The organism is Luteibacter sp. P4_D7_3 (assembly GCF_056401735.1).
Genome location: NZ_JBFUIT010000008.1, coordinates 1 through 22,850, shown reverse-complemented (window position 1 = coordinate 22,850; position 22,850 = coordinate 1). Strand labels below are relative to the sequence as shown.

Genomic DNA, 22,850 nt, shown 5'->3' with positions numbered 1-22,850 from the left:
AAACCGGCGCCTCACAGCGCCGGTTTTTTTTGTTCATCGCGGAATGCCCGGAGTTAGGTGCAGAGCCGCGAGGGGCGAGGTGCCAAAGAATGCTCCGTCTCGAAGCCGTCGGCCTTCATGTGCCTGTGATCCTGAACAAGCCACACTACCCCGGTCGTCCCCCGGTACCCGACCACCATGCGCACCCGCTATCGCCGCAGCCTCTGGATCATCGGCGCCATCGCCGTCGTGCTGATCGCCGCGCGGATCGCCCTTCCGTATGTGGTGCTCAACTACCTCAACGGCCGCCTGGCCAAGATGGGCAACTACGCAGGCCACATCGAGGACATCGACATCCACCTGTGGCGCGGTGCCTATACGATCAACCGGATGACCGTGACCAAGACGGACGGCAAGCTGCCCGTGCCGCTGTTCGACACGGCACGCGCGGAGATCTCGCTGAGCAACACGTCGCTGGTCAAAGGGCGGCTTCGCGGCAAGATCGACTTCTTCGATCCGGTGGTGAACTTCGTCGACGGCAAGGGCGAGGGCGATACGCAGACCGGTAAGGGCGTCGACTGGCGCACACCCTTGAAAGCGCTGGTTCCGACGCGCCTCGAGGAGGTGAACGTCTTCAATGGCACCGTGACCTTCCACAACTTCATTTCGAGCCCCAAGGTCGACCTGAAGATGACTGACGTCAACGGCACCGCCACCAACCTGACCAACGTGCAGCGTGAAGGTGGGTCGCGCGTGGCCCACATGCATGCAACCGCCAAGGTATTGGGCGACGCACCGCTGGAGACGACCGCGGAGTTCGACCCGCTCGAACGCCTGGGCGATTTCCACTACGAACTGAGCATCCGCAACATCAAGCTGGTCAAGGCAAACGATCTCGCGCGTGCCTATTCCGGCCTCGACTTCGCCGGCGGTGAAGGCGACTTCGTCATGGAGCTGCAAGCGAAGGATCGCAAGCTCAATGGGTACGCAAAGCCGCTGTTCCATGGGCTGCAGATCTTCAGCTGGAAACAGGACGTGGAGCAGGATCACAAGGGCCCGGTCAAGCTGGCGTACGAGGCCCTGGCCGAAGGTGTCACCAAGGTCTTCAAGAACCAGTCGAAGGACCAGTTCGCGACGCGCGTGACCATTTCCGGCACCATCGGCGACAAGAACATGTCCGCCTCGGATGCGATCATCGGCATCCTGCGCAATGCGTTCGTCGAGGCTTATAAGCCCAACCTCGAACACCTTACCCATCGGCCAGACGACAAGTAGCCGACTTGGCAGGGGCGATGAAACGCGCGACAGTGCGGCCCTCTCCTTAACRCCAGGCAAGAGCCCCCCATGACCGCCACGCCCCTTCATGTCCTGATTCTCGCCGCGGGTGAAGGCAAGCGGATGAAGTCCGCGTCCGCCAAGGTGCTCATGCCGCTGGCCGGGCGGCCACTGCTTTCCCACGTGATCGAAGCGGCGCGTTCGCTCGACCCCGTCGGCGTGCATGTCGTCTACGGACATAACGGTGAGCAGGTGCGCGCGGCCTACGCCGCCGACGGCGCGCTGGGGTGGATCGAGCAGCGCGAGCGTCTCGGTACCGGTCACGCCGTGCGCACGGCTCTCGAGGCCTTGCAAGCCGCCGGAAACCTGGAGGGGCGCGTGCTCATCCTCTACGGCGATGTCCCGCTGATCCGCGGCGAAACGCTTGCCGCGCTTGCGCAGGCTGGCGAGGGCCTCGCGATGCTCGCCACGCGGCTGGCCGAGCCCCGGGGCTACGGGCGGGTGGTCCTCGATGCGACGGGAAACGTGCGTCACATCGTCGAGGAAAAGGATGCGAGCGCGGCGCAGCGCGCCATCGACCTGGTCAATACCGGCATTGTGGCCGGCGACGCGGCGCGCCTGCTGGCGTGGACGCAGCGACTCGGCAACAGCAATGCGCAAGGCGAGTACTACCTTACCGATGTCTTCGAGATGGCTTCGGCCGAAGGCACGCCCGCCATATGCGTGGACTGCGACCCGGTTGAAGCGTCGGGTGCCAACGATCCGTGGCAACTGGCCGGTCTGGAAGCGTCGTATCGCGAACGCATGGCGCGTGAACTCGCGCTCGCGGGAGTGCGCCTCGCCGATCCGACACGGCTCGATGTGCGCGGCAAGGTCACCACGGGACGTGACATCGAGATCGACGTCAACGTCATCTTCGAAGGCGAGGTTTCACTGGGCGACGAGGTGCGTATCGGGCCCTTCACGCGCGTTCGTAACGCGACGCTGGCGGCGGGCACGGTGGTGCTCGCACACTGCGACCTCGATGGCGTGGTGACGCATGGTCCTTGCACCATCGGACCTTTCGCGCGCCTGCGCCCGGGAACCGATCTCGCCGCCGGCGTGCACATCGGAAATTTCGTCGAGACGAAGAACGCGGTGATCGCCGAAGGCTCGAAGGCCAACCACCTGAGCTACCTCGGCGACACGGTCATCGGTAGCAAAGTCAACATCGGCGCGGGCACCATCACCTGCAATTACGACGGCGTCAACAAGAGCCGCACCACCATCGGCGATCGTGTCTTCGTCGGCTCGAACAGCTCCCTGGTTGCGCCTGTGACCCTGCATGACGGCGCCACGATCGGCGCGGGTTCGGTGATCACCAAGGATGCCCCGCCGGAGGCGCTGACCATATCGCGTGCTCGCCAGACCGTCATCGACGGCTGGCTGCGTCCGACGAAGAAGTCCTGATACCACGGCCTGATCCGGAAAGCCGATCAGGCCCGGTAGCGCCAGCCGTCGATTTCAACGAGCAACTCGGAGCGGCAGATATCGCCATGGACCAGCAGCAGCGGCGCGTCCGGAAGGTGCCGCGCGGCGAAGGCGCGAACCACAGGTTCGTCCTGGGGATGTCGCACATAGACCTTCAGCGGGGCCAGCCGATCGAAACCGGCGGGAAGCCCGCTGGTCACCAGCAACATATCGAGGTTCCGCAACGTCTCGCCCAGCTGAGCCGCCATGTCGCCCGCGTGCGCCGACGCGTGGCCGACGACCGCCGCCGTCCCCGAGATTGCCAGTACGTCGTCGGCCGGCAGTAACGTGGCGCGTGCGAAGCTCGGCGGCGTACGACCGTACTGACGGGGGTAACGCCAGGCGCTGACCTGACGTGGATTCTCCACACGCGTGCCGGGTCGGTCCGTGGCGAGCAGGTAAACCTGCAACAGACCCGGATCCCCGCGGTGCCCGATCGCGGTGGCGGCCGGAAAGCCCTGGGCGAAGACGTCACCCATGCCGCGAATCCGGCCTGTGCAGAAACGCTTGTAGCGCTCGTCGTCACCCGATCCTTCGTTGATGGCGTCGAGGTAATTCCAGATGCGTTGCACATGGCGCTCATCGCTGGCCGCGACGAACCGCGACAGCAGCCCGTAGGCGTGGTCCGCCGCCGCCTCGGTGCCACCGTGATCGCTCTCCCGGCACTCCACCGCGACGAACAACCAGCCTCCGCCCCGCGACCAGCGCAGGTCGCCATCGCGGCCGCAGGTCACCTCCGCATCGACTTCCCAGACCTCCTCCAGGCCGGAGCCCAGCGGTTCAAGGGCAACGCGCAGCCAGCGTGGATCGTCATGGTCGGCAGCTTGACGGCCGAAGCCGAAGGCGGCAAGCGTGCCGCGGGATAACGCGCCGGGAAGAGTCCGGTAGGTCACCGTGGGCGCGGGAGGGGCGGTGAGCGGCGAGCGCTCGCGCATTTCACTGCCTGGGGGCATCGGGTATTCCGGTAGTCGTCGGGGCCATCATATCGTTCCGTTGTCAGCGCGGCGTGTGGACCCGGTCGCTTCACGACGCTGAACGGCTGCGCACGGTCGGCAAACGGCTCTGTGGTAATCTGCCCGGTCGCTGCCATCCGGGGGGGAGGCAGGTATATCCGGGACCTGGAAAGACCACATGGCAACGCAAACCGCAGCACAGAAAGAACTGGCAGAACTGATCGTCACGAGCCTCAACCTCGAGGCCGTGAAACCGGGTGACATCGATCCCGAGGCGCCCCTGTTCGGCGGCGACCTCGGGCTGGACTCGATCGATGCGCTGGAAATCGCGCTGGCCGTGTCCAAGCGTTACGGCTTCCAGCTGAAGTCCGACAATCCGGACAATCGCACCATCTTCACGAACCTTCGGTTGCTCTCGGAGCATATCGAACAGCATCGCGCTACGGCCTGACGGTCGTTCAGGTCGCACTCGCCCCCGACGTGTTCTGCTGCGCGCAGACACAGGGGCGGCGACCGACGCGCCGCCGTTCCCGACCAGGCCCGGAGCCAGCTGTTGACCGACACCGCCGACATCGCGTCCTACGTTCGCCCGCTGCGCTTCGACGCGGCACACCCGAGCTTTGCCGGTCACTTTCCGGGGCGGCCCATCGTCGCCGGCGTGCTCCTGATCGAGCAGGCCGCTGAGGCACTGCGTGACTGGCGCATGGCTGGCGTGCGCCAGGTGATCGACGCGAAGTTCCTGGCGCCCCTGCTGCCGGATGAAGACGCCGAGCTGGAACTGATCGCCCTGGCCGATTCACGCTATCGCTTCACGATTCGTCGCGGCGCCGACCTCTTGCTGCGCGGCACCCTGGAAGCGACCGCATGAGCCATTGGAAGCAGCGCGAAGGCGGTGGGTTGTTCGCCATCTGGGTGATTCGCACCATTGCGCTGCGCCTCGGCCGCCCCGTCGCGCGCCTGCTGCTGTATCCCATCACGTTCTATTTCTTCCTGCGTCGTGCCGACGAGCGGGATGCTTCGCGCCGCTACCTCGCGCGGGTACTCAATCGCCCCGTGACCTCATGGGATGTTTTCCACCACATCCACATGTTCGCGGCGACCCTGCTCGATCGCCTGTTTTTCCTCGCCCACGGCGAGCGCGACTTCGTTGTCGATGTCGAGGGCCTGGCCATCCTCGATAACTATCTCGACGCGCGGCAGGGCGTGCTGCTGATCGGCTCGCACCAGGGAAGTTTTGAGGCGCTGCGCGCGCTCGGTGGTCGTCGTCCCGACGTTCCCCTGCGTGTGGTGCTCGACAAACAGAAGACCCCTGCACTCACGGCCATACTCGAAGCCCTGGCGCCAGACGTTGGCGCAGCAGTCATCGACGCCGCGCTCGGCGGCACGTCGGTTGCCCTGGCAATGGCGGAAAGCACGCAGCAGGGCGGCATGGTCGCCTTGCTGGCCGATCGGGGCCATCAGAACGAGACCACGCGAATGCTGCCGTTCCTGGGTACGCCCGCGCCGTTTCCCGCCGGCCCGTGGCTGCTGGCATCGGCGCTGAAGATCCCCGTGGTGCTGTGCATGGGCATCTATCTGGGCGGTAACCGTTACAAGCTCATTTTCGAAGCGTTCTCCGACGGCATCGATATTCCGCGTGCGAACCGGAAGCTGGAGCTGGATGCCGTTATCGGTCGTTTTGCGGCGCGTCTCGAGCACTACGCTCGCGTCTATCCCTTCAACTGGTTCAATTTCTACGACTTCTGGCAAGAAACCACCCCTGCCGACGAGCCGGCTGGCGTTGGGGCCGTTCATGCGTCCGGCCAGCCAGATGCCTGATCCGAACGCTGCGTAGATCCTCTATCTTCATGGCCACCATGCTCGCCAAGACTGACTTCATCGACCTCATTCCCCATGCCGGCGATATGTGCCTGCTCGACGGCGTTCTCTCGTGGGACGACACGTCGATTCATGCGACGAGCGTCAGTCACGTGCTCGACACTCATCCCTTGCGGAGTGAGCACGGACTGCACGCTGTCCACCTCGCCGAGTATGGCGCCCAGGCCATGGCGGTGCATGGTGCCTTGCGCGGACGCGAGCGTGGCGAGACGGCCCCTCGGCCCGGCATGCTGGTGAGTCTGCGCGGGGTGAAACTCTCCGCACAGCGGATCGATAATCGGGAAGGCGTACTCGACGTTTACGCCGAGTGCCTGATCGCTGACGAGAACGGTGCGCAGTATCTGTTTCGCGTCTTGCACAGCGGCGAGGAGCTCGCCTCGGGACGCGCTGCGGTCATCCATCCGTCTCGCTGACAGCATTCCGGTAGCGGATCTGCGCCTACAACCAAAGATATATTGCCTCCAATAAAAGGGCGACGAATACTCATGCGCGTACACGGACGCAACGCTTTCATTTCAGGAGAAATGCAATGAGCAGAATGATTTCTGGTCTGGTCTTTTCCAGCATCGTCGCTGGCGCCTTGTTGAATGGCACCGCTATAGCCAGCAGTCATGTCGACGGTCTGCTTCCATCGACCTCAGCGTCAGTCGCGCAGGCATCCGATACGTCCGACGACGCGGGGCTTTCGGAATCCGCGCAGCCTGTATGCGACAAGTTCTACAACACCATCAATGACAAGAAGAAGAACGAGGCGCTGAAACATAAGGACGCGACCGTCGCTGCCATCGAGCAGATCGAGATCATCCTGAAGGATCGAGACGCGGCGGTGGTTGGGAAGACGATGTCAGTCGCCAGGCCGACGCTCGATGAAGCGGAAAGCAAGATCGACGCCGTAGTGCCTGAAGCCGACCGCAGTTGGTACGCCTTAATCCACAAGTATCGCTATGACTACGATCATAAGTACGCGCCTGTGTGTCCAACCGCCAGTCGTTGATGCTCCACGGGTCATGCGTCGCACAGAAATTGCCGGCCCGGAGGGTCTCGCGAAAGGGGACTGATGAGGAGCCTGACCGCCCCTCCAGGCCGACCAGAGCAGTCTGTGCCGGCGCCGTCTCAGAACCCGCGACTCAGGCAACTCTCGCGAACAGTTCCGTGCGCTCGCCTTCGACGTCGACCAGATCGCCCGCCGCCTCGAGCAATGAGGGATGATCGTCCACCGCACGTTCGACAATGCTCGCGGCGAGCAGGCGCATCATCCTGACGTTCTCGCGCAGTCGTTCCGCGAGTGTGTCGTCGTCCAACGCGTCGTGCAGCGTGCTGTTCATGTCGGCGAACCACGCGAGATCGCGCTGGTCGAGCATCACCCTGCGATTGCGTCCGTCCGACACGACGTGCCACGGCTGGAAGAATGCCTGCACCTTCGTGTTCAACTCGGTCGCGGCGATCAGTTCGTCGCTCATCCTGGCGATGAAAGCGCTGTCGCCAAGGCGCTTCTGGAAGACGATCTGGCAGAGCACGCCCCAGTAGTACGCGTAATCCCAGATCACCTTGATCGGCAGCACTTCCGCGTCGCCGAAGAGGTTGTACTGACCACGGTACATCTTCAACGTGCCTTCGTAGAAGGAGAAGAACAGCCGCTCGTAGAGACGCGCGTGCGGTGCCACGTTCTCGCCGCGACGGTCATGACCGATCAGCAACGTGATGTACGTGTTGGCGATGGCGATGAAGTCGCTGCCGGGCGAATAGAAGGGGTCGAGGAAGGCGCCGGCTTCGCCAGTGAGAGCCCAGCGATCCGACGAGAACATACGGGAGCAGCTGTAGGAGAAGTTGCGGAAAAAGGCGAAATCCAGCAGCTTCTCACGACGCTTGACCACTTGCCGGGCAACCAATGGCTGGTGTTCCTCGAGCCACTGCACGGCGAGGTCGAAGGTCTTCATCTTTTCGATCGGATGCATGGCTGCATCGGCGACGATGCCAACCGAATGCGCGCCGGAGGAAAGCGGAATCAACCACACCCAGTAGCCTGGCCCGCAGAGATGGTTCGTCGAACGCCAGCGCTCGGGCGGCCGGCAACGTTCCTTCCATTCCGCATCCTCACACCAGCCATCGATCTCCAGGCGGTCATCGATCCGGAACCAGACGGCGTTTGCATGGTGGCCGTTGTCCCGCGTGAAGTCGAACTTGCGCCGGATCAAGCCTGCGCGACCGGAAGCATCGAGCAGCCAGCGTGATTGCAGCACGGTTTCGCTGCCGTCCTGCGCGCGAGCACGAACGGTGTGGGGTGCCTCGCCCGCGCCTATGTCGAACCCACGTACGGTCACGCCGTCGCGGAAGTCGATGCCACGACGGCGTGCCTCGTCACCGAGATAGTTCTCGAGGATACCGCGGTCGATCTGGTAGCTAGGCGTCGGCAGGACGGCGCTGACGCCAAGCTCGGTCACATCGGCGAGATCGTCCTTGCCTTCGGAGAAGAAGAACCGGAATCCGAACTTGCGGATGTGCGAGCTTTCGAGGTGGTCGCGGAGGCCAAGTGTGTCGGCGAAGTAATGCGCCGCGATCTCCACGGTCGATTCGCCCACCTTGTGCGCGGCCTCGGGCAGGGGGCGCGCCTGGCGTTCGAGCACCACGATGTCCATGTCCGGGTATTCACCCTTCAACTGCATGGCGAGGGAGAGCCCGGCAAGGCCTCCTCCCAGGATGACGGCGTCGTGCGGCTTACGATCCATGTTTCACCTCGGTGTCAGTGTGCGGTGCGTGGCTCGGCCGATTCGGTGGCGCCGACGATCGTCGGCGCCGAACGTGAGCGTCGGTAGCTTGCAAGGAAATTGCCGTAGTGAAACACCCGGCCCACGGTGTACACCGTTATCCGGGTGACATCACGCACGGGGTTGAAATGGCTGACCCTGAAGTCGCCCTCGTAACGGGAAGCGATCGGCACCGAGACCACGCGCGTGCCACGTTCACGACAGGCGGTGATCAGCAAGGCGGCCTCGAAGACGAAATGCTCGGCGGGAATATCGACCAGGTCGAGGACAGCGCGCGGATACAGGCGCTGTCCGCTCTGTGTATCTGCGATGGGTTGCGCACAGGCGCAGGAGATCCCCCAATCGGCGACCGCGTTGGCGCGGCGACGACCGGGGGGCTGCTGGTGGCGGTCGAGTATGCGAGCCCCGATGACGATGCTTCCGGGATACTCCCGGCTCGCGGCGAGGATGGCGGGGATGTCGGACGCAAGGTGCTGGCCATCGCCGTCCATGGTGACCACGGCAGCGAATCCCTGGCGAAGCACTTCACGAAAACCGGTGCGCAAGGCTTCGCCCTTGCCACGGCGCGTCGCGTGACGCAGCAGGGTGACGGGCAGGGCGCTGACGATGTCGGGCGTCCGATCATCGGATCCGTCGTCAACGACAATGACGGGTAGTCCCAGCGCGAGCGCTTCGCCCACCACCCGCCCGATCGCGCCTTCTTCGTTGAGGCAGGGAATCAGAACACAGCAGCGTTCGGCGTTTGCGTTCACGCAGCGACCTCCACGTCGACATGGATATCGAGTTCACGCGCCGCGGCGACGCGTAGCGCCGTGGAGCGCGCCAACGCAAGTGCGTGTGCCAAAGGGATCGCCTGCGCCGAGGGATTGCTGGCGGCGACGCTGTCCAGCCAGGCGTCGCCCGTGGGCTGGCTGCCGCTGTTTCCTGGCGAAGGTGTGATGTCGAGGCGTACGGCTGTCGCATCGGCTCGCGGCGAAAGCACCAGGGCGATCGCAAAGGGCCCTGTGGTGGCCGTCATCTCACCGAGCGGTCCCACGCCGGCAATGTCGTAGCTGGCAAGCAGGACGTCGCGGTCGTCGGCCACGGCGAGCGTCGCCGCCTCGAGCAATCCGGCACCGAATGTCGTCTCGCCGCCGGACACGGCACTCGAGCTCGCGTGGCAGTGCGTGGCGATCGTCCAGTAGCCGGCTGGTGCGTTGTGCACCGAATTATGGAACTTCGTCGGCGACAGTTCGGTCGGCGTATCGGCGAGTGTCGCGCACATGTAATCGGTGATGGCCTGGTCACCGTGCGCGGAAGCGAAGACGCAGGGCAGAGCCGCCGCCTCGAGACCACTCATCCTGACCGCCTGACCGGCGACGGCGGCGGCCAGAAGCACGCTTTCCGGTGCGCGCCGGCGTTCGTTGGGCGGAAGGACATCCGCCATCGGTCGCCCTTCCGTGCCCGGCGCATCGCGACCGGCGACAATCTCGCAGAACGCGTGCCAGTCCACGGCGCCTGGCGCCCATAAGCCGACGCCCTTTACCCACACACTCAGCGCAGCGCTCATGCGGGCTCTCCCACGCGGGCGAACGCGAGGCAGGCATTGTTCCCTCCGAAGCCGAACGAGTTGCTCAGCGCGATGCGTACCTCGCGCTGCTCGGCTGTCCAGGCCATCTGCGGCCCGCACAGCGGATCCGGTGTCGTGGCGCCGAGGTTTGCCGGAATATGCCCGTCCCGCATGGCGAGCAGGGTGATCGCAGCCTCGAGCATGCCCGCCGCACCAAGCGTGTGACCGGTAAAGCCCTTCGTCGAACTCGCGCGTGTCGTAGCAGGAAAGCTGCGGGCGACAAGGGCGGCTTCGACATCGTCGTTCTTCTGGCTCGCCGTACCGTGCAGGTTGATGTAGTCGACATCGCCCGCTTCGATGCCTGCCCGGGCGAGCGCATCACGCAAGGCGATCTCCGCGCCGAGGCCTTCCGGATGCGGCGTGGACATGTGGTGCGCGTCGCTGGCTTCGCCGTAGCCGATCAGAAGCGGTCCCGTACTGCCATCGGTCACACGCTCGAGCAAGGCGAAGCCGGCCGCTTCGCCGATCGAGATGCCACCGCGGTTCGCGTCGAAAGGGCGGCAGGGTTCACCGGAAACCAGCTCCAGCGAATTGAAGCCGAACAGCACGCTGTCGCACAGCGTATCGGTGCCACCGACCACCGCTGCGTCGATCAGGCCGAGTCGGATCATGCGTTCGGCGTTGCCGAAGACTTTTGCGCTCGACGAACACGCGGTGGCCACCGTCAGGCAGGGCCCTTCGAGATCGAACGCGGCGGCGACGAAGCCCGCGAGCGAATGCGGGGTATGCAGGACAGGGCGATGCAGGTCCTCCGGCATGCGGCCATGATCGAGACGCCGGTAGCCTTCCTCGGTCGCGCCGATACTGGAGGTGGACGTGCCGAGCAGCACGGCCACCCGTGACGCGCCATAGCGCTCACGCGCGTCGCGTACCGCTTCCATGAAGCCGTCCTGGGTCAGCGCCACCCAGGCCAGCCGATTGTTGCGGCACTCCCATTGGGCAAGTTCCGCCGGCAGTGGCTCGTCCTCCAGGCCGGCCACGCGGCCGATCCAGCAGTCGAGCGGCGCCGAACTGAAGTCGTTGGGGGAAAGGCCGCCCCGTGAGGAGCGCAGGGCGTCGGCGTGGGCATCGAGCCCGCGGCCCAGGGCTGAGGTGGCGGTGTACGCGCGAATGGAAAGCGGAGGCATGGGATGGGGCATACGCGCGAGCCTATCCTTTTTGGCTGGTAGCGTCTCGTGAACGCCGGGTACCGGCTCGGCCGATTGCACCTCCGCGAGCGAATGGCACAGACTGCGGGTCTTCCCGCAACGCCATTCCCTATGTCCGGCTTGCTCAAACCCCTGCGCCGTGGCGTCTGGCGATACCTCAGCGATCGCGACATCCTGCTCGCCGCTCTCGTGACGACCCTCGTGTTCGTCGGCAGCCTTGGACTGGTGTACGTCGCGCACGCCGTCCGCGTGTGGCGACTCGCGCGGCATAGCCCGGCGCTTTCCCCGTCCCGGCGCACCTTGCTCGTCTTCGGTCGCCGCCTGGTCGACGATCGCCCCGAACACGACTTCATCAGCCGGCTCACCTGTGCTCGTGACAACGCGCGGTCCGGCCGTACCGACCGGGTCCTCCTCCTGGGTGGCATGAGTGGCGGCTGCCTCAGCGAGGCGGAGGCGGGGCGTCGCTGGCTCGTCGCGGAGGGGTGGCCGGCCGAGGTCCCGCTTTTGCTGGAACAGATGTCGATCGATTCGCTGGAGAACCTCCGCCACGCCCGCGAATTGCTCAGGCACGACGCCGGAGCCAGGCTTCCTGCGGTGGGTCTGGTCACCAGTCGCTACCACCTGGCGCGGTGCATGTATCTCGCCCGTCGCCTAGGCTTCGATGCCGCACCCATTGGCGCCGAAGCGCGTTTGCGACTCGATCGCCGCTATGTCCTGCGCATGCTGATGGAGGCCGGCTACCTGATGTGGATCGACACCGGCATGCGTTGGGCCGCGCTGATCGGCAACCGGCGCATGGCGGCTCGCATTTCCTGAACTGTCAGCGGCGCGCGGCGGCGTGCCACAGAGAGCGGTCCCGGGTGTCTTGCTAAGCTCTGCCCCATCGAACCCCGAAAGGATGCCCGCGCGCATGTCCGAACAAGCCAACCTTGCCGAGTCGTTCCTGCGTGGTCTGCAGGATCGTATCTGTGTCGCCGTCGAGGCCATCGACGGCACGGCGACGTTCGAGGAGGACGCCTGGACGCGGCCGGCCGGCGGCGGCGGGCGCACGCGCGTGCTGCGTGAGGGCGGTGTCTTCGAGCAGGCCGGGGTCAACTTCTCGCGCGTGTCGGGCTCGCCGTTGCCGCCCAGTGCGACGGCACATCGACCGGACCTGGTCGGTGGCAGTTTCGTCGCCACGGGCGTGTCGCTGGTGTTGCACCCACGCAACCCGTACATCCCGACCACGCACGCCAACGTGCGCTACTTCGAGGCATCGAAAGAAGGCGTTGAGCCGGTCTGGTGGTTCGGTGGTGGCTTCGATCTGACGCCTTACTACCCGTTCGACGACGACGTGCGCCACTGGCATACGGTAGCGAGGGATCTTTGCGAGCCCTATGGCGACGATGTCTACGATCGTTACAAGCGCTGGTGCGATGAGTATTTCTATCTCAAGCACCGCGGCGAGACGCGTGGCGTGGGTGGTCTCTTCTATGACGACCAGAATGAAGGCGGCTTCGACCGCTGCCTTAACTTCATGCGCGATGTCGGCGAAGGTTTCCTCGACGCCTACCTGCCCATCGTCGAGCGTCGCCGCGACACGCCCTATGGCGAGCGCGAGCGTGAGTTCCAGCTATACCGACGCGGCCGCTACGTCGAGTTCAACCTCGTCTACGATCGCGGCACGTTGTTCGGCTTGCAGTCGGGCGGCCGCACCGAGTCGATCCTGATGAGCCTGCCGCCGCGCGTCCGCTTCGAATATGGGTTCACGCCCGAAGCGGACAGCCCGGAGGCACGGCTCGCCGAGTACCTCAAGCCCCGCGACTGGGTCTGACCACCCCTCGGTGCTCGTGTACGAGCCGATTCATCGGCGATGGGGGTGCTTGCCCCACCCCTGGCCCGCTGCCGCGGGATCGCCGATGAATCGGCTCCTACAGGGCGCCTCGCTTACGGGGCGCTGCCGGAGAACTTCTTCGCCGTCGCGCCTTCGATCTTGCCGACCGTCGCCGAATCGCTGACGTGCAGCTCGACGTCGCGCTGGAAGGAGAGGGTGCCCTGCACCACGGCGTGCGGGCCGATCACGATTTTCGGGATGCGATCGTTGCTGCTGAAGAAGCTCATCGAGGGCTTCTTGACCAGCAGGCCACCTTCGACCTTCGAGCCTTCGCCGATGGTGACATCCGCGTTCGTGGTTTCGATGCCGCCGCCGACATGCGCGCCTTCGAGCGAGATCTCGCCGTTGACGTTGGACAGGTGGCCCTTTACGTCGGCGCCGCGCTCCAACAGGACGCGACCGTTCACTGTTTCCACTTCGTCGGAAACCCGCGCGTTTTCGTGGATGGTGACACCGCCATTGACCGTTTTGACGATGGTCGCCGTGGCGCTTTTGCCCAGCTCCACGGCGCCGTTCACTGTACTGGCCTTCTGCACCACGGCGTTGTCGCCGATACGGACCGAGCCATTGACGGTATGGACGTCGCCGGCGTGCTGGCCGGCCTCGACCTGGGCCGTGCCGTTGACCTTGCTGACGTCGTCGTCGGCCAGGGCGGCGCCGGATACGGAAAGGGCGATGAGAAGCGAGATCAGGGTACGACGCATGGTGTGCTGCTCCACGGGTGGACTAGGACTCCTAGGATGCACCTGCCGGCCGCAAGGTTTAGCGTGACTGATGACACGGTCGCCAAAGGCACCAAAGTTGACGGCCCCGGGATCAGGTTTCACCATGGGTTTTTTCCTCCCCATCGTTGGACGCCATGTACAAGCTCGTCATGATCCGCCACGGCCAGTCGGCCTGGAACCTCGAAAACCGCTTCAGCGGCTGGGCCGATGTCGACCTCAGCGAGCAGGGCGTGGCCGAGGCCCGCGAGGCCGGCCGCCTGCTCAAGGAAGCCGGTTTCACCTTCAACCTGGCCCACACCTCGTATCTCAAGCGTGCCGTGCGCACGCTTTGGCACGTACAGGACGAGATGAACCTGATGTGGATCCCGGTGGTGACCGACTGGCGTCTCAATGAACGCCACTACGGCGCGCTGACCGGCCTCAACAAGGCCGAGACGGCGGCGAAGTACGGCAACGAACAGGTTCACGTCTGGCGGCGCAGCTACGACACGCCGCCCCCGGCCCTCGAGGCGGGTGCCAAATCCTTTGCCGACGACGATCGCTACAAGGGCATCGACGTGCCCCTGACCGAATGCCTGGAGGACACCGTCGCCCGCGTGCTGCCCTACTGGCATGACGTGCTGGCGCCGGCCATCCGCGCCGGTAACAGCGTGCTCATGGCGGCTCACGGCAACTCGATGCGCGCCCTGGTGAAGTACTTCGACGGTATCTCGGACGACGACATCGCCGAGCTCAACATTCCCAACGGCATCCCGCTGGTGTACGAGTTCGACGCCGACCTCAACCCCGTCAAGCACTACTACCTGGGCGACCAGGCCGAGATCGAAGCCAAGATGGCCGCCGTCGCGAATCAGGGCAAAGCCAAATAAAATGGTCGGGGGTGACACCCGTCACCCCCAACACCTGTCAGTCAGCCCTCGATCGGCACGGCCCCGGACGCTAACGTAGCCTCACACCGTCCCACTACCGAGACCTACGCCATGCTGGCTCCGACCGTCGTTCCCTTCATCGTCGCCCCATTGATGGCCTTCGCCGTCTATCGCCGCGTTCGCGGCAGCTTCGGTCGTCAGCCGATTCGCACAAAGCGCATGAGCATCCGCGTCGCCATCTTCGCGGTTTTTGCTTGCCTCACGCTGACCTCCGGCCTGCAAGACATCCGCCTGGCCGAAGGCGCGCTGGGCGGCCTCGTCGTCGGTGCCGCTCTGGCGTTGGTCGGCCTGCGCCTCACCCGTTTCGAGTCGAATGCCGAGGGCGCCGACTTCTACATCCCCAATCCCTGGATCGGCGCCGCGCTGACGGCCCTGCTTCTCGGCCGCATGGCCTGGCGTTTCCTGGTGTTGGCGCCGATGTTCGGCGATGGAGCGGCCGCCGTGCCGCCCCATACCCCGGCACCGGGCAACAGCCCGCTGACCATGCTGGTGATCGGCCTGACCCTTGGCTATTACATGGCGTACTACGCGGGCGTGCTGTTCCACCACCGCCGCCACAAGCGGCTGGCCCAGGCGGCCTGAGCCCTAGGCCCCGGCCCCTGCAGGCGCCCTCGCTCAGAGGGCGTCGTTGTCCAGTTCGCCGGTGCGGATGCGCACCACCTGCTCCAGCGAGCTGACGAAAATCTTGCCATCGCCGATCTTGCCCGTCCGGGCGGCGGCCTGAATCGCCTCGACCACACGCTCGATCTGATCGTCGGCCACGGCCACCTCCAGCTTGATCTTCGGCAGGAAGTCGACCACGTATTCTGCCCCCCGATAGAGCTCGGTATGGCCCTTCTGCCGGCCAAAGCCCTTCACCTCGGTCACGGTAACGCCCTGCACGCCGACCTCGGCAAGGGCCTCGCGGACGTCGTCCAGCTTGAAAGGCTTGATGATGGCGACCACCAGCTTCATGTATCACTCCTAGGGCGCAGCCGCTCGCCGGCGCGCGGACGGCCATTGTGCCATTCGGGTCCCGGGGCGTCTTCATGGGGTGTTTGTAGGAAAAACCCTACACTACGTGTAGGCGTAGGCCTATAGCGCCTACAAACCAATCACCTAAACTTCATTCACGACATCGGGGTGCGCAAGATGGATGTGCAGGGTATCGATCAACTCGCACAGCGGTTGGCATCGTTGGTTCCGCCAGGGTTGGCGCAAGCGCGTGAGGATATGCACGCCAACTTCAAAGATATTCTGGCGCAGGGACTACGCCGCCTCGATCTCGTTACTCGAGAAGAATTCGATGTTCAGAGCCAGGTTCTAGCGCGGACGCGCGAACGGCTCGAAGTTTTGGAAAAGCGCCTCGCCGACCTGGAAGTCAGCGCTGCGGCTCCTGGCCAATAAGGACGGCCGACCGTCCCGGGACCGCCCCCGATCCGTCACCCTCACCCCGAGAGCGGTCGGGGGCGGTTATTTTCCCAGTCGACGCAAGGAGTGCGTATGCGAGCCCGATCCCTACAGGATCACGGTAGTTCGCCAGCGATCGGGATCCGTTACCCGTTACGATATCCCCCATCATGAGCCTCGCCGTCACTCTCTCGCGGGCGCAGGAAGGGGTCACCGCGCCGCAGGTCGTCGTCGAGGTGCATCTGTCCGGCGGACTGCCTTCTACCTCTATCGTCGGGCTACCCGACTCGTCTGTGCGCGAAGCGCGTGACCGTGTCCGCGTCGCCATCCAGAACACCGCCTTCGAATACCCCAACCGCCGCGTCACCGTGAATCTGGCGCCGGCCGAGTTGCCGAAAGATGGTGGTCGGTTCGACCTCGCCATCGCCCTTGGGATCCTCGCCGCCGGTTCGCAGGTTCCGCGCGAGCGTCTCGACGACTGCGAGTTCCTTGGCGAGCTGGCCCTGTCGGGCGAGTTACGCGCCGTCCCCGGCATCCTTCCCGCGTTGATTCGTGCGCGTCGCGCCGGCCGGCGCATCGTCGTTCCCCGCGCCAATGCGGCGGAAGCGGCCCTGGTCGGCGAAGCCGACGTTCTCCTTGCCGACAGCCTTGGCGAGGTGTGCGCCTGGCTCGGCGGCCACGCCATCCTCGGTGCGCCGGCCGCAGCGGTCGATTTCTACGACCTGCCCACCTGCGGGCCCGACATGCGCGACGTGCGCGGACAGTACCAGGCCCGTCGTGCCCTGGAGATCGCCGCGGCGGGCGGACATCACTTGCTGATGATCGGTCCACCCGGGACGGGCAAGACCATGCTCGCCGAGCGCCTGCCGGGCATCCTGCCACCGATGACCGAATCCGAGGCGCTGGAAAGCTGCGCCATCCGTTCGCTATCCCACGAAGCCATCGATCCGGATTGCTGGCGCCGCCGGCCCTTTCGCGCGCCGCACCACACCGCATCGGGCGTGGCGCTGGTCGGTGGTGGCTCATCGCCGCGTCCGGGCGAAATCTCCCTGGCGCATAACGGCGTCCTCTTCCTGGACGAGCTTCCCGAGTTCAATCGACACGTGCTCGAGGTGCTGCGCGAGCCGCTCGAGTCGGGGCAGATCGTGATCTCGCGCGCCGCGCGTCAGTCCACGTTCCCTGCGGAATTCCAGCTCGTCGCCGCGATGAATCCCTGCCCGTGTGGCTATGCAGGTGACCCGACCCACGACTGTCGATGTACACCCGACCAGGTGCAGCGTTACCGCGCTCGCATTTCCGGGCCGCTACTGGATCGCATCGATATCTGTGTCGAAGTGCCCCGTGTTCCGATTTCCGATCTCACCGCGCCACGCGGCCCGCATGACGACGACAGCGCCACCGTTCGCCGCCGTGTCATCAATGCGCGCGAAAAGGCACTCCTTCGCGCCGGACAGCCGAACTCCGATTTGAGCGTGGTCAACCTCGAACGTGACTGCGCGCTGCCCCCGGCCGAACGCGAGTGGCTGGAAGGTGCCGTCGAGAAACTTGGCGCGTCGGCACGTGCGTATCACCGGGTATTGCGCGTGGCGCGTACTATTGCCGACCTCGAAGGCGGGGCGGGTTGTGTCGAGCAGCATCACCTTGCCGAGGCGTTGCATTACCGGCGGTTCTGATCTCTACAGGGATCGTATGGCCGCCACCGGCGGAACCGCCGCTGCTCGCATGGCCGGCGCCAGCACGGCCAGCTGTCCGAGAACCCACAGCACCAGCGCGCCGACCGGCAGATACCAGAACGGCAGCCTCGGCAACTCGTAGAAGCTCATCAGGATCATGTTGATCGCATACGCCAGGATCATGCCCAGGGCGATGCCGAACGTGACGATGAGGAAGTTCTCGATCTGAAAGTAACGCAGGATGTCTCCACGCGTCGCACCGAGCGCGCGACGAACTCCGATCTGCCGGCGGCGTTGTGCGACCCAGAAACTCGCCAGTCCCACGATGCCCAGTGCGGTCGTGCCGAGCAGCGCGACGATGACGGCGATCAGCAACCCCGTCATGACGCGGTCGCTGAGGAAAAATGTCTCACGGAGTTCGTCGACGGTCCGGCTCTGTGCCAGGTCGAGAACCGCATCCGGGGCGATCTTGAGGACGGCGGTCCGTGCATCGCGCATGACGCGTGGCAGGTCCTCGGGGCTCGCTCGCAAGAGATATTTCCCGGCGAACTGCGGACCCGGCATGGCCGGCACGAGGATCGACCAGTCCGCATCCTTCTCTTCGCCGGCACCGGGTTGCGGAATCGTCAGATGATCGACGACACCGACGACACGAAAGTGGGTGTCCATACTCCAAAGCATCTTGTCGAGCGGATCCTGGCCGGGCCAGAAATGCTCCGCCAGAACGCGTGTTATCACGATCGGGGCTTCATTCGGAACGATTTGCGCCACCGGCATGTACTCGTCCGGTGCGGGCATGCGTCCGGTCAGTAGCCGAAGCCCCATTGCCTTTGCTGCACCGGGACCCGCTACGTAGAAATCGACGACGCCACCGAATTGCTGCCCGGCCGCATCGAGGTGGACACCAGCGATGACGCCGGGCTCTCCGAAAGGTACCGCGCTTACCGTGCTGACCGACTGCACGCCGGGCACCGCGCGCAATCCAGCGACCACGCGCGCGTTGAGGTCGTTCGCCTGCTGTGGTTCGAAGCCCTCGAGCTTGATAGTACCCAGCGCATGTTCATCGACACCGCTCTGCACGTGCATGGCCTGGACGCGGCCAGCAATCAGGAAGCACGCGTTGCATAGCACGGCACACGCCAGTGCAATCTCCCATGCGATGACGATCGTCGCTATGCGGTGCTTGCGCAGTGCGGCGAGAACGGGCTGGATCTGCAGGTTACCCATGTCAAAGCACCTTCAGCTGCAGGGCCGGCTCGACCAGGCTGGCGCGCGCCGCGGGCAACAGGCCCGCGAGCAGGCTCGCTCCCACGGAGATCAGAAACGTAACCACGAACATCGATACGTCGAGATGGACGAAGTCGGCATAGGGAAGCGGCTGTCGACGAACAAGCCAGAGCCCGAGCACGGTAAGGAGAAGGCCGCCGAGTCCACCGAGGACACCGATCACGCCCGCCTCAACCAGGCACTGCGTGAACACGGCGCGGCGAGTCGCACCCATCGCGCGTCGCAAACCGATTTCGCCGCCGCGGCGAAGAAACTTCGCCAGTAGCAAACCAACGACGTTACACAGGCAGATCGCCAGGAAGGCGAAGGCCAGCGACGTCTGCAGCTTGACGTCACTCGGGACGACGCCGTTGAAGTCGAGCCACTCCGTCAGGCTGCGCAGCCGTGTGTTGTCCGTGCGGGTGATCCGCCCGAGCGACTGTTGCTGGGATACGTAGCCATCGAGAAAACGTCGATACGCGTCGACTTTGGCGCTGTCGCCCAGTTGCACCCAGAGGGCGATCCACACGCACTGCGAGGTCTGCAGGTGCCCCGGCGTGATGGGCAGCACCCAGCACGTGAAAGGTTGGAATCCGCCATCGTTGATCTCCAGCGCCGTGGAGAATGGCGTGATCACGCCTTCCGGTTTGTCATAGAAGTTCGCCGTATCGCCACTGGAAAAACGTCCGCCACGCACATCGTAGAAAAGCGGGGAAGGGCGCCATGGAGCGAGTACGCCGACAACGCGCACATCGCTGTTCTTCAGTCGCACTGTCCTGCCGACGCTGTTCTCGCCGCCGAACAGGCGGTCGTTGAGATCGGATGAAATCACGGCGACGCGCGCGTGCGCGGTATCGTCTTCCGGCGTCCAGCTTCGCCCGAAGCGAAAGGGGACGTCGAACATGGGGAAGAAATCCGACGTCGTCGATAGCATCGACAGCATCAGTGGCGGAAGGCGTGTCCCGGGCGCCTGCAGCTTGATGTGGCTGTTGACGACGAGCGCCTGGCGGTCGGCGCGATGTGCGCTCCAAAGATCCGTCGCGGACGGGTAATCCAGCATGTCGTAAGGCTGCCGGCCCTTCGAGTCCGGATTGGCATCGAGTTGTGGATAAAAGACTTGCCCACTGCGCCCGCGCAAGGGGTCGCCCGAGAGCAGGTGCATGATCGTGAGGGTCGTCATGCTGGCGCCGATACCTACCGCGATCGCGAGGATCATCAACGCCGTCAGCACCTTGTTGCGCCTGAGGCTGTGAGCTGCCAGTTCGACGTAGTACCCGATCATTCCGCTGAGCCCCTCCGTGGCGCGACGCTCGTCCCCACGAACTGTCGGCATGGTCAGCATGCCCCGGCCGGAGGGCCGCGACATGTGCATAAGGTCAGGCAGGGCGCAGCCAGCAAAACACGGGCCAAAGTTGCCCCAGAAGAGTTAATACTTATTTCATGTACTGAGTAGTTGACGAATCCCAGGGGCGAGCGGATAATTCTGTACCAGGCGGTTCTCTAATGGGCTGCCCGCCCCGCTCCGGTGTTGGATACCCCTCCCTCCCCCCGCTCCAGCACCGGAGCCCGGCCTTTTCTTCACCTACTGCTCCTTATGCTGTCCCTATCTCGGCCCGCCTCACGGTGTTGGCCGTTTTTCTTGTTGGGACAAGGAAAGACATGGGCCTCGAACTCGGAATGTTGCTGACCCTGATGCTCGGCATGGGGTTCGTCTGCCAGTGGATCGCCTGGCGGGTCCGGTTGCCGGCCATTCTCTTCCTCCTGCTTGCCGGCATCCTGGCCGGGCCCGTCACCGGACTGCTCCACCCGGACAAGGTACTGGGCGATCTGCTTTTCCCCATCGTGTCCTTGGCGGTGGCGGTGATCCTGTTCGAGGGCAGCCTCACCTTGCGTTTCCACGAGCTGAAGGGCATCGGCCACGCGGTGCGTGGACTGGTGACCTATGGCGCGATCCTCGCGTTGCTGATGCTCGCGGGTGCCGCACACTGGATCGGTGGCTTGAGCTGGGAGCTCTCCTTCCTGTTCGGCGCGCTGACGTGCGTGACGGGACCCACCGTGATCGCACCGATGTTGCGCACGGTCCGGCCGAACGCGCGCATCGCGAACGTCTTGCGCTGGGAAGGCATCGTCATCGACCCGATCGGGGCGCTGTTCGCGGTGCTGGTGTACGAAGCGATCGTGTCGCATCGCGAAGGGCATTCCATCCAGGTGTTCCTCGGCACGGTGGCCTGCGGCGCGATCGTCGGGGGCATCGCCGCCTTCGTACTGGGCCGGTTGCTGCGCCGTCACATCATTCCGGAATACCTGCAGAACTACGGCACGCTTGCCGCGGTCCTCGCCGCCTTCAGCCTGTCGAATGCGCTTGCCCATGAATCGGGCTTGCTAGCCGTCACCCTCATGGGTATCGCGCTGGGCAACATGCGCGACGTGCATATGGACGACATCATGGACTTCAAGGAGCACCTGACGACCTTGCTGGTGTCGACGTTGTTCATCCTGCTTGCCGCGCGACTGGACTGGCCACTTCCGGATGGTGCGCTGCTTGCCGGCATCCTCATCTTCGTGGTGGCGCAGCTGTTCATCAGGCCGCTCTCCGTTTTGTTGTCGAGCGTCGGCAGCGCGCTGCCGTGGCGCGAGCGTGCGTTGATCGCCTGGGTCGCGCCGCGTGGGATCGTGGCGGCGTCAGTGTCGGCCTTGTTTGCCATCCGTCTGGAGAAGATCGGCATGGCTGGCGCGGACAGGATGGTTCCCCTCGTGTTCCTGATGATTATCGGCACCGTCGTTTTCCAGAGCGCGACAGCGCGTCCGCTGGCGCGATGGTTGAAGGTCGCAGATCCGGAACCGCGCGGCGTGTTGATCTATGGTTCCGACGTGGTGGCGCTCGAGGTGGCACGCGCGCTCGCGGGGATAGAGGACTTGCGCGTGGTGGTCGCCGACGACGACTGGAATGGCATTCGCGCCGCGCGCATGGCCGGGTTGACGACGTTCTTCGGCAATCCGCAGTCGCAGGCCGCCGATCGCAACCTCGACCTGGCAGGCATTGGGCACCTTCTGGCGATGTCCACGCATCGCGAACTGAACTCACTCGCGAGCGTGCACTACAGGGAGGAGTTCGGGCGCGACAAGGTGTACCGTCTGCGCAATCTCTCGCCGGAGGAAAGTCACGGTCGCGCATCGCTCGCGGGCAGTCTCCTCGCCACGGCGCTGTTCGCCGACGACATGACCCATGCACGTTTCGCCGAGATGCTCCAGGATGGATGGCGGATCAAGTCGACGCGCCTGACCGAGACGTTCGACTGGCCGCATTTCATCGAGCAATACGGCTCGCGCACGGTGCCGCTCTTCGGTGTGGAAGAGAAGGGCGACCTCCGCATCGCCTCCGGCCACCGTGAGCTCGAACCCCGTCCGGGCTGGACCGTGATCGCGCTGGTTCCGGCGGTGCACTGACAGCCTTCCTTGACGTGGGTAGGGTTTCGCCTTGAAAATGCCGGCCGCGCTCGCGTGCGTTGTCATTTCCGCGGGCGTGGTCTCCCCCGGACCAGCCAGCCACGCTCGCCTTCGCGATCCAGCCAGCAAGCCCTCCGTTTACCTCAAGGAAGCTTGCCGTGCGTCCCTTCGATACGTTGTGCCGTCGCGCCATCCCGTTTTGTATCGCTGCGCTCCTCGCCGCGCCGATGGCTCATGCCGTCGATGATGTGGCCGAAAAAGACAAGGATAAAGTCACCGACCTGCAGGGCGTGAAAGTTCGTGCATCGACCGCGACCCAGGCCACCGTGGCCACGAAGACCGACGCACCGCTCATCGAGGTGCCGCAATCGGTGTTCGTGTCGGTCTGCTATGGCGAACTGGGATGTTCGTGGGGCAATCGCCGCACCGCGA

Annotated in this window: 24 protein-coding genes; 15 read left to right on the top strand and 9 right to left on the bottom strand. The window is 64.7% G+C overall.

What is annotated here, in order from left to right:
- The first annotated feature begins 177 nt into the window (after nucleotides 1-177).
- Nucleotides 178-1,254 (top strand): AsmA family protein, encoded by a 1,077-nt coding sequence (locus tag AC1DSN_RS01965; protein ID WP_477329385.1) that lies wholly within the window; start codon nucleotides 178-180, stop codon nucleotides 1,252-1,254.
- A gap of 69 nt (nucleotides 1,255-1,323) precedes the next feature.
- Nucleotides 1,324-2,703 carry a bifunctional UDP-N-acetylglucosamine diphosphorylase/glucosamine-1-phosphate N-acetyltransferase GlmU gene (glmU, locus tag AC1DSN_RS01960; RefSeq protein ID WP_477293568.1) on the top strand — a complete coding sequence of 460 codons (1,380 nt, stop codon included), beginning with the start codon at nucleotides 1,324-1,326 and terminating at the stop codon, nucleotides 2,701-2,703.
- Between the two features lie 26 nt (nucleotides 2,704-2,729).
- On the opposite strand, the gene AC1DSN_RS01955 is transcribed toward glmU, so the two are convergent.
- Nucleotides 2,730-3,716, bottom strand: coding sequence for a chorismate transformation FkbO/Hyg5 family protein (locus AC1DSN_RS01955; protein ID WP_477293566.1), 987 nt, complete (start codon nucleotides 3,714-3,716; stop codon nucleotides 2,730-2,732).
- A gap of 178 nt (nucleotides 3,717-3,894) precedes the next feature.
- Here AC1DSN_RS01955 and AC1DSN_RS01950 point away from each other — a divergent pair, with 178 nt between their 5' ends.
- From AC1DSN_RS01950 to AC1DSN_RS01930, 5 genes are all read left to right on the top strand, one after another.
- Nucleotides 3,895-4,167, top strand: coding sequence for a phosphopantetheine-binding protein (locus AC1DSN_RS01950; RefSeq protein ID WP_063573251.1), 273 nt, complete (start codon nucleotides 3,895-3,897; stop codon nucleotides 4,165-4,167).
- 102 nt (nucleotides 4,168-4,269) lie between these two features.
- A complete protein-coding gene (locus AC1DSN_RS01945; RefSeq protein WP_231873994.1) occupies nucleotides 4,270-4,584 on the top strand; it encodes an ApeI family dehydratase in 315 nt (104 codons plus the stop codon).
- Nucleotides 4,581-5,534 (top strand): LpxL/LpxP family acyltransferase, encoded by a 954-nt coding sequence (locus tag AC1DSN_RS01940; protein WP_477293564.1) that lies wholly within the window; start codon nucleotides 4,581-4,583, stop codon nucleotides 5,532-5,534. Before AC1DSN_RS01945 ends, AC1DSN_RS01940 begins: the two co-directional genes overlap by 4 nt.
- A 38-nt stretch (nucleotides 5,535-5,572) precedes the next feature.
- The gene (locus tag AC1DSN_RS01935) at nucleotides 5,573-6,007 is read left to right on the top strand and encodes a hotdog family protein (protein ID WP_477293577.1); all 435 of its coding nucleotides are present in this window, start codon (nucleotides 5,573-5,575) and stop codon (nucleotides 6,005-6,007) included.
- Nucleotides 6,008-6,123: 116 nt separating this feature from the next.
- Nucleotides 6,124-6,588 (top strand): hypothetical protein, encoded by a 465-nt coding sequence (locus AC1DSN_RS01930; RefSeq protein ID WP_157504300.1) that lies wholly within the window; start codon nucleotides 6,124-6,126, stop codon nucleotides 6,586-6,588.
- 133 nt (nucleotides 6,589-6,721) lie between these two features.
- Here the strand turns inward: AC1DSN_RS01930 and AC1DSN_RS01925 are convergent, their stop codons facing one another.
- The 4 genes from AC1DSN_RS01925 to AC1DSN_RS01910 are packed head-to-tail and all read right to left on the bottom strand — an operon-like array spanning nucleotide 6,722 to nucleotide 11,107.
- Nucleotides 6,722-8,320, bottom strand: coding sequence for an NAD(P)/FAD-dependent oxidoreductase (locus tag AC1DSN_RS01925; protein WP_477293560.1), 1,599 nt, complete (start codon nucleotides 8,318-8,320; stop codon nucleotides 6,722-6,724).
- 14 nt (nucleotides 8,321-8,334) lie between these two features.
- Nucleotides 8,335-9,111, bottom strand: coding sequence for a glycosyltransferase family 2 protein (locus AC1DSN_RS01920; protein WP_063573381.1), 777 nt, complete (start codon nucleotides 9,109-9,111; stop codon nucleotides 8,335-8,337).
- A complete protein-coding gene (locus AC1DSN_RS01915; RefSeq protein ID WP_477329382.1) occupies nucleotides 9,108-9,908 on the bottom strand; it encodes a beta-ketoacyl synthase chain length factor in 801 nt (266 codons plus the stop codon). The genes AC1DSN_RS01920 and AC1DSN_RS01915 overlap by 4 nt, the downstream gene beginning before the upstream one ends.
- Nucleotides 9,905-11,107, bottom strand: a complete 1,203-nt coding sequence (locus AC1DSN_RS01910; RefSeq protein ID WP_477293555.1) for a beta-ketoacyl-[acyl-carrier-protein] synthase family protein — start codon at nucleotides 11,105-11,107, stop codon at nucleotides 9,905-9,907. The genes AC1DSN_RS01915 and AC1DSN_RS01910 overlap by 4 nt, the downstream gene beginning before the upstream one ends.
- A gap of 120 nt (nucleotides 11,108-11,227) precedes the next feature.
- On the opposite strand from AC1DSN_RS01910, the gene AC1DSN_RS01905 reads away from it, so the two are divergent.
- Nucleotides 11,228-11,932 (top strand): YdcF family protein, encoded by a 705-nt coding sequence (locus AC1DSN_RS01905; RefSeq protein WP_213949121.1) that lies wholly within the window; start codon nucleotides 11,228-11,230, stop codon nucleotides 11,930-11,932.
- Between the two features lie 94 nt (nucleotides 11,933-12,026).
- Nucleotides 12,027-12,929 carry an oxygen-dependent coproporphyrinogen oxidase gene (gene hemF / locus AC1DSN_RS01900; RefSeq protein ID WP_477293553.1) on the top strand — a complete coding sequence of 301 codons (903 nt, stop codon included), beginning with the start codon at nucleotides 12,027-12,029 and terminating at the stop codon, nucleotides 12,927-12,929.
- Nucleotides 12,930-13,042: 113 nt separating this feature from the next.
- Here the strand turns inward: hemF and AC1DSN_RS01895 are convergent, their stop codons facing one another.
- Nucleotides 13,043-13,693 (bottom strand): DUF4097 family beta strand repeat-containing protein, encoded by a 651-nt coding sequence (locus AC1DSN_RS01895; RefSeq protein ID WP_477293551.1) that lies wholly within the window; start codon nucleotides 13,691-13,693, stop codon nucleotides 13,043-13,045.
- Nucleotides 13,694-13,848: 155 nt separating this feature from the next.
- Between AC1DSN_RS01895 and gpmA the strand changes: the two genes are divergently transcribed.
- Together gpmA and AC1DSN_RS01885 are read left to right on the top strand one after the other, a co-directional pair.
- Nucleotides 13,849-14,583, top strand: a complete 735-nt coding sequence (gpmA, locus tag AC1DSN_RS01890) for a 2,3-diphosphoglycerate-dependent phosphoglycerate mutase (protein WP_477293549.1) — start codon at nucleotides 13,849-13,851, stop codon at nucleotides 14,581-14,583.
- 111 nt (nucleotides 14,584-14,694) lie between these two features.
- Nucleotides 14,695-15,225 carry a CcdC protein domain-containing protein gene (locus tag AC1DSN_RS01885; RefSeq protein ID WP_477293547.1) on the top strand — a complete coding sequence of 177 codons (531 nt, stop codon included), beginning with the start codon at nucleotides 14,695-14,697 and terminating at the stop codon, nucleotides 15,223-15,225.
- Nucleotides 15,226-15,258: 33 nt separating this feature from the next.
- Here AC1DSN_RS01885 and glnK read toward each other — a convergent pair whose 3' ends face one another.
- Nucleotides 15,259-15,597, bottom strand: coding sequence for a P-II family nitrogen regulator (gene glnK, locus AC1DSN_RS01880; RefSeq protein ID WP_046981907.1), 339 nt, complete (start codon nucleotides 15,595-15,597; stop codon nucleotides 15,259-15,261).
- Nucleotides 15,598-15,774: 177 nt separating this feature from the next.
- On the opposite strand from glnK, the gene AC1DSN_RS01875 reads away from it, so the two are divergent.
- Together AC1DSN_RS01875 and AC1DSN_RS01870 are read left to right on the top strand one after the other, a co-directional pair.
- Nucleotides 15,775-16,029: an accessory factor UbiK family protein gene (locus AC1DSN_RS01875; protein WP_046981909.1), complete on the top strand. Its 255-nt coding sequence runs from the start codon at nucleotides 15,775-15,777 to the stop codon at nucleotides 16,027-16,029.
- Between the two features lie 173 nt (nucleotides 16,030-16,202).
- Nucleotides 16,203-17,705, top strand: coding sequence for a YifB family Mg chelatase-like AAA ATPase (locus AC1DSN_RS01870; RefSeq protein ID WP_213948902.1), 1,503 nt, complete (start codon nucleotides 16,203-16,205; stop codon nucleotides 17,703-17,705).
- A 3-nt stretch (nucleotides 17,706-17,708) separates the two neighbouring features.
- Here AC1DSN_RS01870 and AC1DSN_RS01865 read toward each other — a convergent pair whose 3' ends face one another.
- Together AC1DSN_RS01865 and AC1DSN_RS01860 are read right to left on the bottom strand one after the other, a co-directional pair.
- Complete coding sequence (locus AC1DSN_RS01865; protein ID WP_477293574.1) at nucleotides 17,709-18,923, bottom strand: ABC transporter permease; 1,215 nt, start codon at nucleotides 18,921-18,923, stop codon at nucleotides 17,709-17,711.
- 10 nt (nucleotides 18,924-18,933) lie between these two features.
- Entirely contained in the window at nucleotides 18,934-20,253 is a 1,320-nt protein-coding gene (locus AC1DSN_RS01860) for an ABC transporter permease (RefSeq protein WP_477293572.1), read from the bottom strand.
- Between the two features lie 377 nt (nucleotides 20,254-20,630).
- Here AC1DSN_RS01860 and AC1DSN_RS01855 point away from each other — a divergent pair, with 377 nt between their 5' ends.
- Both AC1DSN_RS01855 and AC1DSN_RS01850 read left to right on the top strand, forming a co-directional pair.
- On the top strand, nucleotides 20,631-22,418 hold the full coding sequence (locus AC1DSN_RS01855) for a cation:proton antiporter (protein WP_477329380.1): 1,788 nt from the start codon (nucleotides 20,631-20,633) through the stop codon (nucleotides 22,416-22,418).
- Between the two features lie 158 nt (nucleotides 22,419-22,576).
- Nucleotides 22,577-22,850 (top strand): hypothetical protein (locus AC1DSN_RS01850; RefSeq protein ID WP_477329378.1); only part of this gene is annotated, 274 nt, incomplete at its 3' end.

Coding starts and splice junctions, on each gene's coding strand:
- AC1DSN_RS01965 (WP_477329385.1), top strand. CDS start 178: ATGCGCACCCGCTATCGCCGCAGCCTCTGGATCATCGGCGCCATCGCC.
- glmU (WP_477293568.1), top strand. CDS start 1,324: ATGACCGCCACGCCCCTTCATGTCCTGATTCTCGCCGCGGGTGAAGGC.
- AC1DSN_RS01955 (WP_477293566.1), bottom strand. CDS start 3,716: ATGCCCCCAGGCAGTGAAATGCGCGAGCGCTCGCCGCTCACCGCCCCT.
- AC1DSN_RS01950 (WP_063573251.1), top strand. CDS start 3,895: ATGGCAACGCAAACCGCAGCACAGAAAGAACTGGCAGAACTGATCGTC.
- AC1DSN_RS01940 (WP_477293564.1), top strand. CDS start 4,581: ATGAGCCATTGGAAGCAGCGCGAAGGCGGTGGGTTGTTCGCCATCTGG.
- AC1DSN_RS01935 (WP_477293577.1), top strand. CDS start 5,573: ATGCTCGCCAAGACTGACTTCATCGACCTCATTCCCCATGCCGGCGAT.
- AC1DSN_RS01930 (WP_157504300.1), top strand. CDS start 6,124: ATGAGCAGAATGATTTCTGGTCTGGTCTTTTCCAGCATCGTCGCTGGC.
- AC1DSN_RS01925 (WP_477293560.1), bottom strand. CDS start 8,320: ATGGATCGTAAGCCGCACGACGCCGTCATCCTGGGAGGAGGCCTTGCC.
- AC1DSN_RS01915 (WP_477329382.1), bottom strand. CDS start 9,908: ATGAGCGCTGCGCTGAGTGTGTGGGTAAAGGGCGTCGGCTTATGGGCG.
- AC1DSN_RS01910 (WP_477293555.1), bottom strand. CDS start 11,107: ATGCCCCATCCCATGCCTCCGCTTTCCATTCGCGCGTACACCGCCACC.
- AC1DSN_RS01905 (WP_213949121.1), top strand. CDS start 11,228: ATGTCCGGCTTGCTCAAACCCCTGCGCCGTGGCGTCTGGCGATACCTC.
- hemF (WP_477293553.1), top strand. CDS start 12,027: ATGTCCGAACAAGCCAACCTTGCCGAGTCGTTCCTGCGTGGTCTGCAG.
- AC1DSN_RS01895 (WP_477293551.1), bottom strand. CDS start 13,693: ATGCGTCGTACCCTGATCTCGCTTCTCATCGCCCTTTCCGTATCCGGC.
- gpmA (WP_477293549.1), top strand. CDS start 13,849: ATGTACAAGCTCGTCATGATCCGCCACGGCCAGTCGGCCTGGAACCTC.
- AC1DSN_RS01885 (WP_477293547.1), top strand. CDS start 14,695: ATGCTGGCTCCGACCGTCGTTCCCTTCATCGTCGCCCCATTGATGGCC.
- glnK (WP_046981907.1), bottom strand. CDS start 15,597: ATGAAGCTGGTGGTCGCCATCATCAAGCCTTTCAAGCTGGACGACGTC.
- AC1DSN_RS01875 (WP_046981909.1), top strand. CDS start 15,775: ATGGATGTGCAGGGTATCGATCAACTCGCACAGCGGTTGGCATCGTTG.
- AC1DSN_RS01870 (WP_213948902.1), top strand. CDS start 16,203: ATGAGCCTCGCCGTCACTCTCTCGCGGGCGCAGGAAGGGGTCACCGCG.
- AC1DSN_RS01860 (WP_477293572.1), bottom strand. CDS start 20,253: ATGATCGGGTACTACGTCGAACTGGCAGCTCACAGCCTCAGGCGCAAC.
- AC1DSN_RS01855 (WP_477329380.1), top strand. CDS start 20,631: ATGGGCCTCGAACTCGGAATGTTGCTGACCCTGATGCTCGGCATGGGG.